Below are 16,135 nucleotides of genomic sequence, written 5' to 3'. Positions count from 1 at the left end.
GCGGTCCCGGCGGTCGCGGCGGTCGCAGCGGTCCCGGCGTTCCCGGCGGTCGCGGGCGCGGTCACCGGTCCGCCTCCGCCCGCGCTGTCGCCCCCGGCAGATCCGCGACCGAGGTCAGTACGTGCGTCGCGCCGTGCTCCTTGAGCGCGCCCGCGTCGTGCGCGCCGGTCAGGACGCCCGCGACGATCCCGGCACCCGAGCGGACCCCGCTGAGCATGTCGTACGAGGTGTCGCCCGCGACCACGATCTGCCGGACGTCGTCGACGACTCCCGTACGGAGGAAGGCCGCGAGGACCATGTCCGGGTACGGGCGCCCCCGACCGCCCGCGTCAGCCGGGCAGAGGGTCAGCTCGACCAGGTCGCGCCAGCCGAGCGCGTCGAGGATGGCGTCCTGGGTGACCCGGGCGAATCCCGTGGTCAGGACCACCGTCCGGCCCTGGCCCTGCAGTTCGGCGATCGCCTCGGCCGCGCCGGGTATCGGGGCGATCCGGCCGCCGGAGACCAGCTCCCCGTACGCCGCCTCAAAGGCGAGGTTGGCCTGCTGGGCACGGGTCTCGTCGCCGCCGAAGAGGTGGCGGAAGACGGAGATCTTGGACTCGCCCATGGTGGCGCGGACGTAGTCGATCATCGTGGCCGGGTCTTCGCCGAGTCGCTCGGCGGCGGCCGTGAAGGCCTGCTCGACGAGGCCGCCGTCGGCGACCGTGGTGCCGGCCATGTCGAGTACGACGAGGTTGTGCTTGCGGTTCTCGGTCACGGTGTTCACCAGCCCAGTTCGTTCGCGGTCGTCTCGGCGATGGCGGGCGAGCAGGTCATGCCGCGTCCGCCGGGTCCGGTCACCAGCCACACGCCTTCGCGGACCTTCTGGCGGTGCACGACCCGGCCGGTGTCGGTGCACTGCGCGTACACGCCCGCCCAACGCCGCCGGATCTTCGGCAGCGGGCGTCCGAGGAAGGACTCCACGACGCGGGTGAGGTGCTCGTAGGGGTCTTCGAGGGTGTCGAAGGCGAACGGGTGCTCGTACTCGTGGGTGTCGCCGATGGTCAGTCCGCCATCGACGCGCTGCACCATCAGGAGCTGCATCTTGTGCGCGGCGGCGGTCGGGTCCTGTGCCTGTCCCGCGTTGAGCGCGTCCAGAGCGTCGGACTTGTACGCCGGGTAGTAGCGGAAGGAGTCGGCGTCGGCGACGGAGGTGGTGAGCGGCTCGCCGAGCGGGTCGGTCTGCATCATCTGCAGCCGGACCCGGCGGACCGGGATGTCGCCGGCGATCTCGCGGACGAGGCCGGTGAGCGCGGCGCCGGTGCAGAGGACGACGACGTCGCCGGTGTGGACCTCACCGCGGTCGTCTCGGACGGCATGCCCACCGACGACGTCCCGCACCTCGCGGTCGGGCAGGAAGGTGTACTTCCCGGTGGCCAGGAGGGCTTCGCGCAGGGCGAGTTGGGCGGTGCGCGGCTCGACCGCGGCGTCCCGCTCGCACCACAGGGCGGCCTCGAACGCTCCGCGCAGGGCGGGGTTGACGGCACGGGCCTCGTCGGCGGTCAGCAGCTTGTAGCCGCGCGCCGCCGCGTCGGGCCGGGCCAGGGCGGCCTCGGCGACGGCCCGTTCCAGCTCGGTGCGCACGGGGGTGAGCGAGCCAATGGCCCGGAAGCCGAGTCCGGGGACGTGGGCACCGATGCCCTCCCACAGTTCGCGGGCGCGCAGCGCGGTCTCCAGCTCCTCGCCGCCCGCGCGGCCGCTCACCCATATCTGGCCGAAGTTGCGGAGGGAGGCCCCGCGCGCCTCGGCCTCGCGCTCGATGTGTACGACCTCATGGCCGCGTTCCACTGCCTGCCAGGCGTGCATGGTTCCCACCACGCCGGCTCCTACGACGATCACCTTCATGCCGTTCACCGTCCTGGCGACGGGTGACCCGGACGGATCCGATGGGCAACGGGACGGTGAACTGCCCGACAAGGTTGGCCTAGACCCGTTATCTTTTTGTTATCGACGTGCGTCGATCGGTACCTCGCGGCATGCGCTCAGCCCTGATGCCCCAGGTGGGCGGTGAAGCTGAAGCGGTCACCGCGGTAGAGGGTCCGGACGCGCTCCAGGGGCCGACCGGAGGTGTCCCGGGAGATCCGGTGGATCAGCAGCATCGGGAGCGCGGGCGGGGTGCCGATCAGCAGGGCCTCGCGCGGCGTGGCGAGGACGGTCTCGATGCGCTCGTCGGCGTCACCGAACGTGATGCCGAGCTTCTCACGGAGATAGGCGTAGAAGGAGGAGTCGGGATCGAAGTCGGTGCCGAGGCGCGGGGCGCGTGCCTCGGAGACGTACGTGCTCTCCAGGCCGACCCGCTCGTCGTCGGCGAGCAGCACGCGCTCCATGTGCCAGACGGGCTCGCCGCGTTGGACGCCGATCTCGGGTGCGAGGGCGTCAGGGCAGGGGAAGCGGTCGAGGGAGATGAGCGTACGGCCGGGGCGGCGCCCTTGCCGTCGTACTCCCTCGGTGTAGCTCGCCAGCGAGAGCGGCTGTTCCAGCTTGGGCCCGGCGACGACGGTCCCCCGCCCCTGGCGGCGCAGCCGCCCTTCGAGGAGCAGCTCGCGCAGGGCCTGACGGACGGTCTCCCGGGAGACCTCGTAACGGAGGGCGAGATCCCGCTCGGTGGGCAGGAGTCCCCCTTCGCCCAACTCATCTATCAGCGAGGCGACTTTGGCCTTCACCGCGTAGTACTTGGGGATACGGCCGTGCTCGGGGATGCCGGAGCGGATGGGGGCGCCAGGTGCCTGGTCGTTCGGGTAGTCCACTGGGGGATGCTCGCAGATGGGAATGAACGGGAGGGTGTACGGAGAGCGACCGGAGGGTTCTACGCCCGGCGGCGACCGCGGCGGGCGGCGGCGACCAGTGCCGCGCCCGAGAGGAGCAACGCGCCGGAAGCGGGAGCGAGGGCGGTGGTCGACTCGGGGCCCGTGAGGGCGAGTTCGGGCCGGAAGGGGGCGGTTGGACTGGTGGTGTCGCCGGCCGAAGCCGAGGGGACGGGGCTCGGGTTTGTGCTCGGGTTTGTGCTCGGGTTTGTGCTCGGGTTTGTGCTCGGGCTCGGGCTCGGGCTCGTCTCCGCCTCCGTCCCTGTCTCCGTGTCCGTGTCCGTGTCCGTGCCGGTCGTCCCCTCCGGCGCGATGGTCAGGCGGTAGTCGTCGGACTCGCCGACCCAGTCCCCGTCGTCCCCCCGACGCTGCACGATCGCCGCGTTGGCGACGACCTCGTTGGGTGCGGTGTCCTCGCGGAACGCGAGGCGGACGCCGACGGTGACCGTGCGGCCCGCGGGGACGGCGAAGCCGGGAAACCCGTTGAACACCCCGATGTTCTCGTCCTCGTCGGTCTCCTCGAACCGCACCGGCAGCCAGCGGCTCATTGCGGAGTCGTAGAAGTCGAGCCGGATCTGGTCGGGCCGGAGAACCCGGTCACGGTCGGCGAGGACCAGGACCGGGTGGATGCTGTGACAGGGCTCGGCGGTGGTGTTGGTGAGCTCGACCTCGAAGGCCCGGAAGGCGCTGCCCGGGACGAAGGTGCCGGGGCCGCCCTTGATCCGGGTGTCGAGGGGGAAGACGGGGTCGGTGGCCTTGCCGCACGTGGGGGGCTTGGTCTGGGCCTCGGTTGCGGGGTCGGGGGTGGGCGCGGGGCGAGGGTTGGGCTCGGCGCGAAGGCCGGGGGCGGAATCGGGGCCTAGGCGCTCGCTTCCGATGCCTGAGCTCTCGGTCCCGAGGCCGCGCTCGGTCCCGACGTCGTGCTCGGTCCCAACGTCGCGCTCGGTCCCACGGCCTGATCCGTGGCTCAAGCCGGCTCCGAGGCCAGGGTGTTCGGTTCCGGGGTCGAGTCGCTCGGCTCGGGAGCCGACGTGCTCGGTTCCGGAGCCGAGGTGCTCGGCTCGGGAGCCGAGGTGCTCGGTTCCCGGGGCGGCGCGCTCGGTTCCGGAGTCCGTGCCGGAGCCGGAGCCCGGGCCGGGGGCGGGTTCTGCCGAGGACGGGGCGACGGCGAGCGCGAGGACGGCGGTTCCGGTCGTCGCCGCGGTCACACCGAGGGCGAGGGCGTTGCGCAGTCGCATGGGCGGGTGCCTTTGCTGCTCGCGGGCGTACGGGACGGCCGCGACGCTGCCACCCGGGCACGGCGGTGCCGGGGAGCGACGCGGCGCGTGCCCCCGGACGGCCCGACCATTCCGCCCGATCAGCCTATTTTCCGAAGATAGGACTGAGGATCAGTTGCGCCGCGCCCTCGGCGACGGCGTACGGCGTGACCGTGCCCGCGACCGGGGTACCCAGGCCCGCCCCGGCAAGGACCGCGCCCACGCCCTGCGCGAAGACCTCCGGCGCCGCGGTCACGGCCCGGCCCCCGAGGACGACGCGGTCGATGTCCAGGAGCCGTACGAGGTTCATGGCGCCGGTGCCGAGGATCCTGGCCGCCTCGGGGAGGTCACCGCGGGCCACGGCCGCGAGGCACAGGACCTCCAGGCACCCGTGCCCGCCGCAGTCGCAGGGCGGGCCGTCGAGCTGGACGGTCTGGTGCCCGAACTCCCCCGCGCCGGTCCGCGCGCCCCGATGGAGCGCGCCGCCCAGGACAAGGCCGGAGCCGAGCCCCGTACCGAGATGGAGGTACGCGAACGAGTCGGCGACCGGGGCGCGGAGGGCGAGCCCCAGGGCAGCGGCGTTGGTGTCCTTGTCGAGCTCGACGGGCAGCGCGAGCCGCCGCGCGAGCTCGTCCCGCAGCGGGACGCCCTCCCACTCCGGGTACCCGGTGACCCGCCCCGGGGTCCCGGTGAGGTGATCGAGCGGCCCGGGCATGGCGACCCCGACACCGAGGAGGGCGGGGGTGTGGGGGGTAACGGGGTCCGGGGCCTCAGAGCCGTGGTGCTCAGGGCCGTGAGCCCCAGAGCCGCGGGCCTCAGAGCCTTGAGCCTCAAAGCCGGGGGCCTCAGAGCCGTGGACCCCAGAGCCGTAGACCCCAGAGCCGCGGGCCTCAGAGCCGCCGGCCCCATGGCCTTGGGCCTCGGAGGAGGCGGGGCCGAGCGCCCCGAGACCCGCCACCTCCCGCTCCACCACCTCGAACACCGCGTCCACGCCCGCACCGAGGTCCAGCGGTGCCCGGCGCTCGGCCACGCGTACCCCGGCAAGGTCCACCAGAACGGCCGTCAGCTCGTCGCGGTCCAGGTGGACCCCGACCGCGTACGCCGCCGAGGGGACCAGCCGCAGGACGGTACGGGGTTTGCCGCCGGTCGAGGCGCGGTGGCCGGCCTCCCGTGCCAGGCCCTCCGTCCGCAGCCGCGCCGTGATCTTGCTGACGGCCTGCGGGGTGAGCCCGGTCCGTTCCGCCAGCTCCAGGCGACTGATCCCGGCCTCTCCCGCCGTACGCAGCAGATCGAGCACCAACGCGGCGTTGTGGCTGCGCAGCGCCGGCAGATTCACGCCCGCCGCGGCAACCGGACCAGCCCCGCCGACCGCACCGACCGCGCCGCCCCTGACACCCCTGACACTCCTGTTCACCACCCCATTCTCCCCCTCGCTTGCACTTTGGCAACAGCGTTGCTTAAGTGGGTTCCATGACTGGCACCGACACCGCCTCCCTCCGCGTCGGACTCGTCGGCTACGGCCTCGCGGGCTCCGTCTTCCACGCCCCGCTGATCGCCGCCACCGAGGGCCTCGTCCTCGACACGGTCACGACCGGCAATCCGGAGCGCCAGGCGCAGGCGCGCGCCGCGCACCCCGGCGTACGGGTCGCGGACTCCCCCGACGAGCTGTGGGCGCGGGCGGACGAGCTCGATCTGATCGTCGTCGCCTCCCCCAACAAGACGCATGTCCCGATCGCCACCGCCGCGCTCGAAGCGGGGCTCCCGGTCGTCGTGGACAAGCCGGTCGCCGGCACCGCCGCCGAGGCGCGCGGGCTCGCCTCGCTCGCCGACGAGCGGGGCCTGCTGCTCTCGGTCTTCCAGAACCGCCGGTGGGACAACGACTTCCTCACCCTGCGCGCGCTCCTCGCCGACGGCGCGCTCGGTGACGTGCTGCGCTTCGAGTCGCGGTTCGAGCGCTGGCGTCCCCAGCTCAAGGGCGGCTGGCGCGAGTCCGGCGCGCCGGAGGAGATCGGCGGGCTGCTGTACGACCTCGGCAGCCATGTCGTCGACCAGGCCCTGGTCCTGTTCGGTCCGGCCGTGCGCGTCTACGCGGAAGCGGATGTCCGTCGTCCGGGCGCCGAGACCGACGACGACACGTTCATCGCGATCACGCACGCGAACGGTGTCCGCTCCCACCTGTACGCGAGCGCCACCACCGCCCAGCTCGGCCCGCGCTTCCGGGTCCTCGGGTCCGGCGCCGGCTTCGTGAAGTACGGACTCGACCCGCAGGAGGCCGCCCTGCGCGAGGGTCTGCTGCCGGCGCCCGGCACTCCGTGGGGCGTGGAGCCGGAGGCGATGTGGGGCACCCTCGGAGCCGGGGAGTCCCCGCTGACCGGCGGCGGCACCCCGGTCGAGACACTGCCGGGCGACTACCCGGCGTACTACGCGGCCGTCGCCGCCGCCCTCCGCGGAACCGGTGCGAACCCGGTCACCGCCCTGGAGGCCGCGGCGACCCTGGACGTCCTGGAGGCGGCGAAGCGCTCCGCCCGCGAGGGAATCGCGGTGACGCTGTGAGCGCCGCCCCGGAGATCCCCGAACTGGAGGCCCAGGAAGCCCGTCTGGCCCTCCCCCACTTCACGTACGACGACGCCTGGGCGCTCGGCTCGCTCCTCGTCGGCCTGGCGCGCGAGCGCCGGGCGCCCGTCGCGATCGACATCCGGCGCGGCGCGCAGCAGCTCTTCCACTGCGCGCTGCCGGGGTCGAGCGCGGACAACGACGCCTGGATCGACCGCAAGAGGCGGGTCGTCGAGCGGTACGGCGAGAGCTCGTTCCTCGTCGGTGCCCGTTTCCGGGCCAAGGGGACGACGTTCGAGCAGTCCTCGCGCCTCGACCCCGACCGGTACGCCGCCCATGGCGGTTCGTTCCCGATCGTGGTCGAGGGCGCGGGGGTGATCGGCTCGGTCACCGTGTCGGGGCTGCCCCAGGCCGAGGACCACGCGATGGTGGTCGAGGCGCTGGGCCGCCTGCTCGACGGCTTCGACGGCTTCGGCGGTTGAGCCCTCGCCGGGGTACGGCCGCTACGCGTCCTTGAGCTCCTGGCGCTGGCGGCCGAGCCCGTCGATCTCCAGCTCCACCACGTCACCGGCCCGCAGGTACGGCTTCGGCTCCGGCTGCCCCATCGCGACGCCCGCCGGGGTGCCGGTGTTGATGATGTCGCCGGGGTACAGGGTCATGAACTGGCTGACGTACCGTACGACCTCCGCGACCGGGAAGATCTGGTCCGAGGTGTTGCCGTCCTGCTTCAGCTCACCGTTGACCCAGAGCTTGAGCGCCAGGGCCTGCGGGTCCGGCACCTCGTCGGCGGTGACCAGCCAGGGGCCGAGCGGGTTGAAGGTCTCGCAGTTCTTGCCCTTGTCCCAGGTGCCGCCGCGCTCGATCTGGAACTCGCGCTCCGAGACGTCGTGGGCCACCGCGTAACCGGCGACGTGCGCGAGTGCCTCCTCGTCGGTCTCCAGGTAGCGGGCGGTACGGCCGACGACGATCGCCAGCTCGACCTCCCAGTCCGTCTTGGTGCTGCGGCGGGGTACGAGCACGGTGTCGTCGGGGCCCACGACCGTGTCGGCGGACTTGAGGAAGACCACCGGCTCGGCGGGGGTCGCCGCGCCGGTCTCCGCCGCGTGCCCGTGGTAGTTCAGCCCGATGCACACGACCTTGCCGATCCGGCCGACCGGCGGCCCGATCCGCAGCCCGGTCGCGTCGAGCGCGGGCAGTACTCCGGCCCCGACGGCCGCCCGGATCCGGTCGAGCGCGGACGCGTCGGCGAGCAGGCTGCCGTCGACGTCGTCGACCAGGGCCGACAGGTCGCGCAGCGTCCCGTCCTGGTCGAGCAGGGCAGGACGCTCGGCACCCGCCGGGCCGACTCGCAGCAGCTTCATGGTCTTCTCCCTGTGGTCGAGGTGGGCCCGGGGTCGGGCCCTACAGATCCCCGGCCGATGGGTTGCGGCCATCGGAGGTTGGTCGATCCTCCAAGAGTTTCGACCACTCGGCAAGACCCCGTTCACGGACTGGACCCTTACGCCTGAGTAGCAAGGGCCTCCGTGGGGCGCTGGTCCCGGAAGAGGACGGCCCGCTCGAAGACGGTCCACGTGGTGCTGGTGACGACGTAGAGCGCGGCGGCGAGCGGGACGACGGCGACGGTGATCAGGGTGGCGAAGGAGAGCAGCGGCATCACCTTGTTGATCGTGTCGGCACCCGGCGTCGCCGGGAGTCCGGTGTCCAGGGGCTGTGCGGCGAGCTGCCGCTTGGTACGGCGGTAGTTGAAGGTCGCCACGGCGGCGACGATCGCGAAGAGCACGAGGTAGACCTGACCGGCCGGGCCGAAGGCGCCGCCGTGGCCGAGGGCGTCGGCCCAGTGGTCGCCGAGCGGGGCGGCGAAGAGGGTGTGGCCGGCCATGCGATCGCCGGAGAACAGGTGGTACATGAGGAGGAACGCGGGCGCCTGGAGGAGGCTCGGCAGACAGCCGGCGAAGGGCGAGACCTTCTCCTTCGCGTGCAGCTCCATGACCGCCTTCTTGAGCCGCTCGGGGTCCTTGGCGTGCTTGGCGCGGAGCTCGGCGAGCTGCGGGGCGATGCGGGTACGGGCCTTCTGTCCGCGGGCGGCCGCCCGCGAGAGGGGGTGGATCGCGAGCCGGACGACCATTGTGAACAGGACGATCGCGGCGGCGGTCGCGGTGGTGGCGAAGAGCGGCTGGAGCAGGTCGGCGAGCTGCTCGACCAGGGAAGCGAAAACGGACATGGGAGCCCTCCGAAGGGTCTCGTCGTGCCGGAAGAAGGACGTCTCGGCATGACGGATCCGCGCAGGGTCTTGCTGTGTTCTGTGCGCCTACGCGGCCGTCGGGAGGGGACGGCCGGGTGCCCGGGGCCTGCGGCGGCCGGAGGCGTCGGGGTCGCGTTGCGGCAGGAACGCGGTGCGCCGCTCACGATCGCGCAGGGCGGTGCGTACCCGGGTCGGGGGTACGGACGCGGGTGCGGGGGCGCCGATGAGGGCGCAGACGACGGTGGTCGCGGCGAGCGCGACGGCGGCGGAGAGGCTCGAACCGTCGGAGAGGAGGAGATCGGCGAGCGCGAGCAGGAAGAAGAGGGGAGCGAGCACGCGCAGGAGCAGGTTACCGATCACCGCACTTCCCTCCCTGGCCGTCGCCCATCGTGTCCTCTGTCAGCCGTTATACACGATCGGCTTCGAGAGGGACGAGGAGTCGTCGCGGCCGGAGCAGGGCACGGTCGACCGGTTCACCGGGCTCCGGATCGAGCTGGTGGGCGCGGCCGTCACCGTACGAGCTTCGCCCAGACGACGAGCCGGTACGCGGAGCTGAACTCGGGCGTGCAGGTGGTCAGCGTGAGGTAGGAGCCGGGGGCGGAGTACCCGTAGGAGGGCTTGACGAGGGAGCGGGGCACGGGCTGGATGACACCGGTGTCGCGGGGAGCGGTCTGCGCGAGCACCTGGTCGACGACGTACTCGTACTCCCGCTCCCGGGTCTGCACCCGGATCCGGTCGCCCGGCCGGAGCCGGTTGATGTAGCGGAAGGGCTCGCCGTGGGTGTTGCGGTGCCCGGCAAGGGCGAAGTTGCCGGGGCGCCCGGGCGAGGCGGTGCCGGGGTACTGCCCGACGTACCCGCGGTCGAGAACGGATCTCTTGCCGACGCCACGGGCGACGGGGGCGGTGAGGCCGATGCGGGGGATACGGAGGATGGCGTAGGCGGAGGAGAGACGAGGGGCGCTGGAGGGAGCGGCCTCGGGCCGGGCCTCCGAGGGCCCCGCGGCGGACTCGACGGGCGCCGGGGTGTCGACCACGGAGGGCGATTCACCGACCGATGGCACCCCCTCCACCGGAGGTGATCCCTCCCACTCCCGCTCGAGCGCGTGGACCTGCTGGGTGGCCTGGGCGCGGGCCTGCTGATTGGTCCACCAGAGCTGGTGGACGACGAGGAGCAGCAGGACAACCCCGCAGGTGACGACGGCCTCGGCGCCGACCCACAGCACGCGGGCGGGTGTGCTCCGCACCCCGCGTGTCTGGACGACGACCGGCACCCTGTCCCGCACGCGGGGCACGATAAGCGCTGACGCGCCAACTCTCCAGGGCCGTACAGCAGTACGGTGGTCGACATGCGCCCCGACACGCCTGCCGCCCACGCCACCGAAGCCGAGCGTCTGCTGCGCACCGCCGCGCGGTACCCCGAGGATCAGGAACCGCTGTTCCTCCAGGCAGCGGCGCATCTGGAACTGGCGGGCGAGCGGCCGCAGGCGACGGCGCTGTACGACACCCTCCTGTCCTCATCACCCGCCTCCCCCCACCTGATCAGGGCGCTGAAGGCGGCGAACCTGTGGGAGTACGGCCACGAGGCGGAGGCGCGCGCGATCATCGAGGGCGTCCGTGCGTCGGCGCCGGCGGACGCGGGGCCGTGGGAGATCGTCGTGGAGACGCTCGAATCCCATGACGAACTGGAGCTGTCGGAGACGCTCGCGACGGAGGCGGCGCGCCTGCTGGTACCGGAGTCGGCGCCGACGGACCTCCCGCACCCCACGCGCTCCCTGCTCGCCACCCGTCACCGGGTCCGCCGGATGCTGGCCCTGCCCCACGACGACTGGGACACTCTGGCGGACACACTGCACACGGGCGACGTCCCCCTGGACGAACTGCACGACCCGAAGCGCCTGTGGTCGCTCGGCTCCTCGGACCCGGCGGAACTCCAGGCCGAGATCATCCGCCTCCGCAGCGAACTGGGCTCCTACCGCACGGCCCTCTCCCGCCCCTTCCCGGTGGCGGTCCTCCACTGGCCGGAAGCGGAACTGGACGAGCTCCTCGCCTCGTACCCGGAACTGGAGGCGGAGTACCCCACCTACCGCGCCCACCTCACGGACATCGAAGCCTCACTCCGAGAACTCGCGGCGGCGGGCACCCCCAACCTGGGCATCGTCCCGGCAACGGTCCCGTCGTACGAGGCCTTCGCCGCCTCGGAATCCACCTCCCCCGCGAACGCGTCGCTGCTACCGCAATACGCCACCACCCTGGCGGCTCGCGGCAGGGCGACGGCGTGGCCGCCGGCGCGGGGCGAGGGGTGCTGGTGCGGGTCGGGGCGGGGGTATGGGGAGTGCCACGCCTCGGAGTGACCACCGGTCCGGCAGCGGACCATTCAGACGTTCCCAACCAACCGGGACCGCTCCCATGGTGGAATTGATGCAGGAGCCGTGGCGCAAACGGCTCGATCGAGCGCGCTGATTATGATCGGCTTTCGCCTGGCGACCCAGTGGCGCGATCGACTCGAGCTGTGACGACTCGGCGATCGACAGAACCGACCGAGCCACGATCGTGAAAAACCACGCCTTGAGCACGATGAAGCCGCTCTCACCTGCTGTCTCGGCACGGATGAGCCGACAGGCCAGCAAGGACACAGCTTGCGAGCTCGCGGTCCGGCGTCTCCTCCACGCAGCTGGGCTGCGCTACCGCGTCGAGTACCCCGTGCCGGGAATGGCCCGACGCCGGATCGACGTGGCCTTCACCTCGGTCAAGGTGGCCATCCTGATCGACGGCTGTTTCTGGCACGGCTGCCCGCAGCACGCTACGCAGCCGAAGTCGAACGCCGAGTGGTGGCGGCAGAAGCTCGACCGCAACATGGCCCGCGATGCGGAGACGACCGAGCACCTGACCTCGGCGGGGTGGGAAGTGCTGCGCTTCTGGGAGCATGAGACGCCGGAGGATGTGGTGCTGCGCGTCACGACTGCAGTCGAACAGCGGAAGGCCCAACGCGGGCGGGGGAGGAATGGTTGAGCAGGCTGACATTTATCGACGTGTTCTCCGGGGCGGGTGGGCTCGCTCTGGGGTTGGAGCGGGCCGGCCTCGAACCGCGCCTGCTGCTGGACGACGACAGGGACGCCGTCACCACTCTCCGGACCAACCGGCCGCAATGGAACGTGCTGCACACCGACCTGCTGGACTTCGACCCGACCGAGCACCCCGTGAGCCACGACGTGGACCTCCTCGCGGCGAGTCCGCCACGGGTGAAGTCCAATGCGACCGTCAAACGGACGGATTCGGGCGCGGAAGAGCGGCTGCTGGAAGCCACTGTCTATCTCGTCCATGCGATCAGACCTCGGGCGGTACTCATCGAGAACGTTCCTGGGCTCGCTCACGCGGACGAGTACCAGCGGTTTCGTGATTTCACCCGAGCCGAACTTGCCCACTTGGGGTACGAGTTCACCTGGTTCGTCATGAACGCAGTCGACTTCGGGGTACCGCAGAACCGTAAGCAGAGCGTCCTGTTGGCAGTCGAACGGCAGTGGGCTGCGGCGTTCCGACCGCCGACCCCCACCGTACAAGCGCCTATGACGGTCGGTGCCGCGCTGCGGTCCTCCATGGCTTCACGAGGTTGGCAGGACGCCGCCCGCTGGGCTGCCCAGGCCGATCAACCGGCTCCGACTCTGGTCGGCGGCTCGAAGAACCGAGGCGGCGCCGACCTCGGCCCAACCGGGGCCAAGCGGAAGTGGGCGACCATGGGCGTCAACGCTCACACCGTGGGCGACCAGGTACCCGGCCCGGACTTCGTATGGGACGCCGAACTCGGCAGGGACCACATGGTGAAGATCACGGTCGAGCAGGCGGCGCTGCTGCAGGGCTTCCCCGAGGCGTGGGAGATCTCCGGGCGCAAGACCGCCCGTTACCGCCAGGTCGGGCACGCGACGCCGCCGCCTGTCGGGGAGGCACTGGGGCGAGCTGTCGCCGAAGCACTGATCGGGGATCCAGCGATCTTCGTTGCCGGCTACAATTCCGCCACATGACCAGCACGGCGTCCTATAAGCCCATCCTCGACAAACCCTTTGTCCTGGACCTCTTCGCCGGGCCCGGAGGGTTGGACGTCGCCGGGCGCGCGCTCGGCATCCCGAGTCTCGGCATCGAGTGGGACAGAAGCGCGTGCCTGACGCGCTACGCGGCCGGGCTGGACACCCTCCACGCCGATGTGAGCGCGGTGCGCAGAGACGCCTTCGAGTCGCTGCCGCCGGAGATCAACGTGCTGGCCGGGGGACCTCCGTGCCAGACGTACTCGGTGGCCGGGAAGGGTGCGGGCCGCAAGGCGCTGGAAGAGGTCAAGGGCTACATCAAACTCCTGATGGCGGGCGAGAAGATCGACAAGGCGCTGCAGTCCCTCAGCGATCCGCGCACGGCGATGGTCCTCGAGCCTCTCCGGTACGCGATTCAGGCGACCAGGAGTCCGAACCGGGAGAATCGCCCGTACGACGTCATCGTCCTGGAACAGGTCCCCGCGGTCGAGGCACTGTGGGACCACTACGCCGAAGTACTGGAGGAGACCGGCCTTCCGGACGGCACCAAGTACAAGGTCGTCGTCGACGTGCTCGACACCGAGACCTACGGGGTGCCGCAGACGCGTTCCCGCGCCGTGCTGATCGCTCGGCGTGAAGGGCTCGGTGAGCCCTCGCTTCCCAAGGCGACCCACCGTGCCTACGACCCCAAGGAATGGAATCGCAGGCAGGACGAGGACGCGGCCCAGCCTCATCAGCCGACCCTCTACGACGAAGCCGGGCCGGAGCCCGAGGCGCACGCGGAAGTGGAGGACGACTTCCAGTCCTGGAGGTCGATGGGTGATGTGCTCGTCTCTCGTGCGGGCACCCACCGAGGTCGCAGCACTCCCTTCCTGGTCCGCTCGAACTATGGCAGCTCCGGACACCCCGGGCGGCGCGGGGTGCGTACCGACCGACAACCCGCCGCCACGGTCACCGGCCGCATCTCCCGTTTCGTGGTCTTCGAGCACCTGGACGAGAACATCGTCTACGAGGGTGACCGGTTCAGCATGAACGAGGCGGGGATGCTGCAGAGCTTCCCGCCGGACTATCCGTGGTCCGGTACGGCGCAGTCCCAGCAGGTGGGCAATGCAGTACCGCCCCTGTTCGGTGCGCACCTGCTGAGCGCCGCGCTCGGTCTTCCCGCGCCGGACCCGGATGCGCTTAGCGAGCCCTGGGTTCCGGCCACCGAGGAAGAGCAGGCCAAGCTCCGGAGCCACGGCTGCGGGGACGCGTACGCCTGCACGGCCCGGTGTCCCCGGCCCGAGGATCAGACGCCGGCCCGCTCCACCTCGTCGCCCAGGAAGAAGTCCGCGAAGTAGTCACCGGGTCAATCGGTGCTCTTCCTGCCCCTGACCGGCGCGGTCTCGAACAGGTCTGCGAAGTAGCTGGTGAGCGCAGCCACGGACTCCTCGGAGACAGGGTCCTCATCTGGCCCTGTGGGAAGTTCGTGCCGGGCTACCGGTGGTGCCGATCCCGTCGCCGCGATCGCGATCCAGTCCCGCAGGCGGGTGGGATCCTTGGGCTCGTCCTGTGCGAGGACGTCGTAGACCAGGGTCGCTCCGGCAGCATTGATTGCGGTGCTGAGCCCGTTGACCTCTCGTCCATTGGAGACGAGGCCGCTCTTCAGGAGGCAGACCACGGCCTGGGCGGTAGGACGGTGGTCGATCAGGTCCATCCGCAGAACGTTGTGGATGATGTCCTGGACTCCGCAAGCAGCCTCGACGGGCTCGTAATCCGGCCCATTCCGAAAAGTCTCAGCCGCCCACCACAGACGTGAGAAGCACTGACGGTCCGCAGGCCCCCTGAACCGCTCCGCGTTGATGCGTCTTTCCGCCCCGTCCGCCTTCGGCTCCGACAGGTGGCGCCAAGCAACGTAGTCGGGAGCCACCGCCAAGGCGATGTGGTTCCACAGACGCTTGTCCGCCGCCTCTCGCCGCGTCAGACGCAGCGTGGCATGGAGGCGTGGCGCGAGCCACGCATCGGCTCGTCGAGGGTTCTCCCGGAACTCGAACATGGCGTCTTCCACCAGGCTCCGGATCGGCTCGACCGACCACCTGGCGTCTTCCTCGGGAAGCTGCTCGGCTACCTTGGCCAGATCGATGCCACCGTGCACCTGTTCGCCTTTGAGCAGTTCCTCGGTGAGGAACGGGTCGACGGCAGATGTAGCGAGCAGCGCCAGGCGCTCCGGTACGTGTTTCGGTGCGGTGATCACGACTCACTCTCCCGGTTCGCCTGTTCCAGACCGCGGATGACATAGGTGAGCGCCCTGGTGGCATCGGTGCGCCGGACCGCCGCGTAGTGGATGCGGGTCTGGAGTTCCACCCAGCCCGACTCTCCTGTGCGTCGGCGATGCACCTGCCGTAGGGCCTCCTCGACATGCACGCCGGGAATCACGTCAGGGAGCATCTCCCGCAGCACCTCGCCCTGCCAGTCGGTCGGAAAGACCGGGCCGCCGTCGGGTTCCACCTCCAGGTCGCCGATGGCGCCGTGGAAGACCGCGGTCCAGACGTCGGTGGCCATCTGGGCGACCAGCAGGTCGCGCACCTTGCTGTCGACACCGGAGCCATTGCTGTCCAGCAGCCCCATGACCCCTTCGGTGTCGGTGTTCACGAACACCGTGGGGACCCGTGCCGAGGCATCCACGATCCAGGGCGCGTCGGCGCAGGCCTGCAACAGGTCCCGAGAGCTCTTCTTGAACGAGGCTTTCTGGACGTCCAGTTGGAGTCCACGGACCGGCTCGTCGGAAACCGTGTCGACGATCCAGCTCCGGTCGGTCTCGGCGATCGACCGTCCTTTCACACCGTCCACCGTTCCGACGGCGTGCACGGCGAGGGAGGCCCGCCCCAGGTGGTCGTCGCGGAACACCACCAGGGAGCCGGACCAGTCCCGTCCGTCCTCCTTGTCGCGCATGAGGTCCACGGAGGTGCGAACGTTCGTCTCGCCGTCCGTCAGCACGGCGAGGACGCGCAGGTCGGACCAGGCCGCGTCCGGCGCGTTCGCCCCCGGCGGAAGCGTCGCGGAGAGACCGATCGTGGCGCTCACCCAGTCGGTGTGACCCGCGATGCCGAGTGCGACGGCCTGATCCTGGGTCGAGTACGCGGCGGTCTCCAACTGGTCGCGGATGCCGTCCGGGAGGCGGAGGGAGACCGAGGTCACCCTGAGCGTGATCGGCCGGTTGACTCGCTTGTACGGGTAGATCTTCACTCG

17 protein-coding genes are annotated in these 16,135 nt (G+C 71.1%); 6 read left to right on the top strand and 11 right to left on the bottom strand.

Going from position 1 to position 16,135, the window contains the following annotated elements:
* Positions 1-61: 61 nt before the first annotated feature.
* The 5 genes from ACZ561_RS06350 to ACZ561_RS06330 all read right to left on the bottom strand — a co-directional run bounded on the left by ACZ561_RS06350 (position 62) and on the right by ACZ561_RS06330 (position 5,510).
* Positions 62-763, bottom strand: a complete 702-nt coding sequence (locus ACZ561_RS06350) for a phosphonatase-like hydrolase (protein WP_470990371.1) — start codon at positions 761-763, stop codon at positions 62-64.
* Complete coding sequence (locus ACZ561_RS06345; protein WP_470990369.1) at positions 760-1,881, bottom strand: TIGR03364 family FAD-dependent oxidoreductase; 1,122 nt, start codon at positions 1,879-1,881, stop codon at positions 760-762. The genes ACZ561_RS06350 and ACZ561_RS06345 overlap by 4 nt, the downstream gene beginning before the upstream one ends.
* Before the next feature lie 137 nt (positions 1,882-2,018).
* A complete protein-coding gene (locus ACZ561_RS06340; protein WP_470990367.1) occupies positions 2,019-2,783 on the bottom strand; it encodes a GntR family transcriptional regulator in 765 nt (254 codons plus the stop codon).
* Positions 2,784-2,842: 59 nt separating this feature from the next.
* Complete coding sequence (locus tag ACZ561_RS06335; protein WP_470990365.1) at positions 2,843-4,078, bottom strand: LPXTG cell wall anchor domain-containing protein; 1,236 nt, start codon at positions 4,076-4,078, stop codon at positions 2,843-2,845.
* 124 nt (positions 4,079-4,202) lie between these two features.
* The gene (locus ACZ561_RS06330) at positions 4,203-5,510 is read right to left on the bottom strand and encodes an ROK family protein (protein WP_470990363.1); all 1,308 of its coding nucleotides are present in this window, start codon (positions 5,508-5,510) and stop codon (positions 4,203-4,205) included.
* 56 nt (positions 5,511-5,566) lie between these two features.
* On the opposite strand from ACZ561_RS06330, the gene ACZ561_RS06325 reads away from it, so the two are divergent.
* Both ACZ561_RS06325 and ACZ561_RS06320 read left to right on the top strand, forming a co-directional pair.
* On the top strand, positions 5,567-6,649 hold the full coding sequence (locus ACZ561_RS06325; RefSeq protein WP_470990361.1) for a Gfo/Idh/MocA family protein: 1,083 nt from the start codon (positions 5,567-5,569) through the stop codon (positions 6,647-6,649).
* Positions 6,646-7,131 (top strand): heme-degrading domain-containing protein, encoded by a 486-nt coding sequence (locus tag ACZ561_RS06320; protein ID WP_470990359.1) that lies wholly within the window; start codon positions 6,646-6,648, stop codon positions 7,129-7,131. Before ACZ561_RS06325 ends, ACZ561_RS06320 begins: the two co-directional genes overlap by 4 nt.
* A 21-nt stretch (positions 7,132-7,152) precedes the next feature.
* Here ACZ561_RS06320 and ACZ561_RS06315 read toward each other — a convergent pair whose 3' ends face one another.
* From ACZ561_RS06315 to ACZ561_RS06300, 4 genes are all read right to left on the bottom strand, one after another.
* Complete coding sequence (locus ACZ561_RS06315; protein ID WP_470990357.1) at positions 7,153-8,010, bottom strand: fumarylacetoacetate hydrolase family protein; 858 nt, start codon at positions 8,008-8,010, stop codon at positions 7,153-7,155.
* A 137-nt stretch (positions 8,011-8,147) separates the two neighbouring features.
* Positions 8,148-8,870 carry a YidC/Oxa1 family membrane protein insertase gene (locus tag ACZ561_RS06310; RefSeq protein ID WP_470990355.1) on the bottom strand — a complete coding sequence of 241 codons (723 nt, stop codon included), beginning with the start codon at positions 8,868-8,870 and terminating at the stop codon, positions 8,148-8,150.
* Positions 8,871-8,957: 87 nt separating this feature from the next.
* Positions 8,958-9,251 (bottom strand): DUF6412 domain-containing protein, encoded by a 294-nt coding sequence (locus ACZ561_RS06305; RefSeq protein WP_470990353.1) that lies wholly within the window; start codon positions 9,249-9,251, stop codon positions 8,958-8,960.
* Positions 9,252-9,400: 149 nt separating this feature from the next.
* Complete coding sequence (locus tag ACZ561_RS06300; RefSeq protein ID WP_470990351.1) at positions 9,401-10,174, bottom strand: class E sortase; 774 nt, start codon at positions 10,172-10,174, stop codon at positions 9,401-9,403.
* A gap of 63 nt (positions 10,175-10,237) precedes the next feature.
* Between ACZ561_RS06300 and ACZ561_RS06295 the strand changes: the two genes are divergently transcribed.
* The 4 genes from ACZ561_RS06295 to ACZ561_RS06280 all read left to right on the top strand — a co-directional run bounded on the left by ACZ561_RS06295 (position 10,238) and on the right by ACZ561_RS06280 (position 14,247).
* Complete coding sequence (locus ACZ561_RS06295) at positions 10,238-11,242, top strand: SEC-C metal-binding domain-containing protein (protein ID WP_470990349.1); 1,005 nt, start codon at positions 10,238-10,240, stop codon at positions 11,240-11,242.
* 256 nt (positions 11,243-11,498) lie between these two features.
* Positions 11,499-11,900 carry a very short patch repair endonuclease gene (locus tag ACZ561_RS06290; protein ID WP_470991298.1) on the top strand — a complete coding sequence of 134 codons (402 nt, stop codon included), beginning with the start codon at positions 11,499-11,501 and terminating at the stop codon, positions 11,898-11,900.
* A complete protein-coding gene (locus ACZ561_RS06285) occupies positions 11,897-12,907 on the top strand; it encodes a DNA cytosine methyltransferase (protein ID WP_470990347.1) in 1,011 nt (336 codons plus the stop codon). Before ACZ561_RS06290 ends, ACZ561_RS06285 begins: the two co-directional genes overlap by 4 nt.
* Positions 12,904-14,247 carry a DNA cytosine methyltransferase gene (locus ACZ561_RS06280; RefSeq protein WP_470990345.1) on the top strand — a complete coding sequence of 448 codons (1,344 nt, stop codon included), beginning with the start codon at positions 12,904-12,906 and terminating at the stop codon, positions 14,245-14,247. Before ACZ561_RS06285 ends, ACZ561_RS06280 begins: the two co-directional genes overlap by 4 nt.
* 8 nt (positions 14,248-14,255) lie before the next feature.
* On the opposite strand, the gene ACZ561_RS06275 is transcribed toward ACZ561_RS06280, so the two are convergent.
* Positions 14,256-15,140 (bottom strand): DUF6339 family protein, encoded by an 885-nt coding sequence (locus ACZ561_RS06275; RefSeq protein WP_470990343.1) that lies wholly within the window; start codon positions 15,138-15,140, stop codon positions 14,256-14,258.
* Positions 15,137-16,132, bottom strand: a complete 996-nt coding sequence (locus ACZ561_RS06270; RefSeq protein ID WP_470990341.1) for a hypothetical protein — start codon at positions 16,130-16,132, stop codon at positions 15,137-15,139. Before ACZ561_RS06270 ends, ACZ561_RS06275 begins: the two co-directional genes overlap by 4 nt.
* Positions 16,133-16,135: the final 3 nt, after the last annotated feature.

The sequence above is a fragment of the Streptomyces sp. NPDC039609 genome (assembly GCF_055596705.1).
Note: the sequence above shows the minus strand (reverse complement) of the source record. Positions and strands in the feature narration are given on the sequence as shown.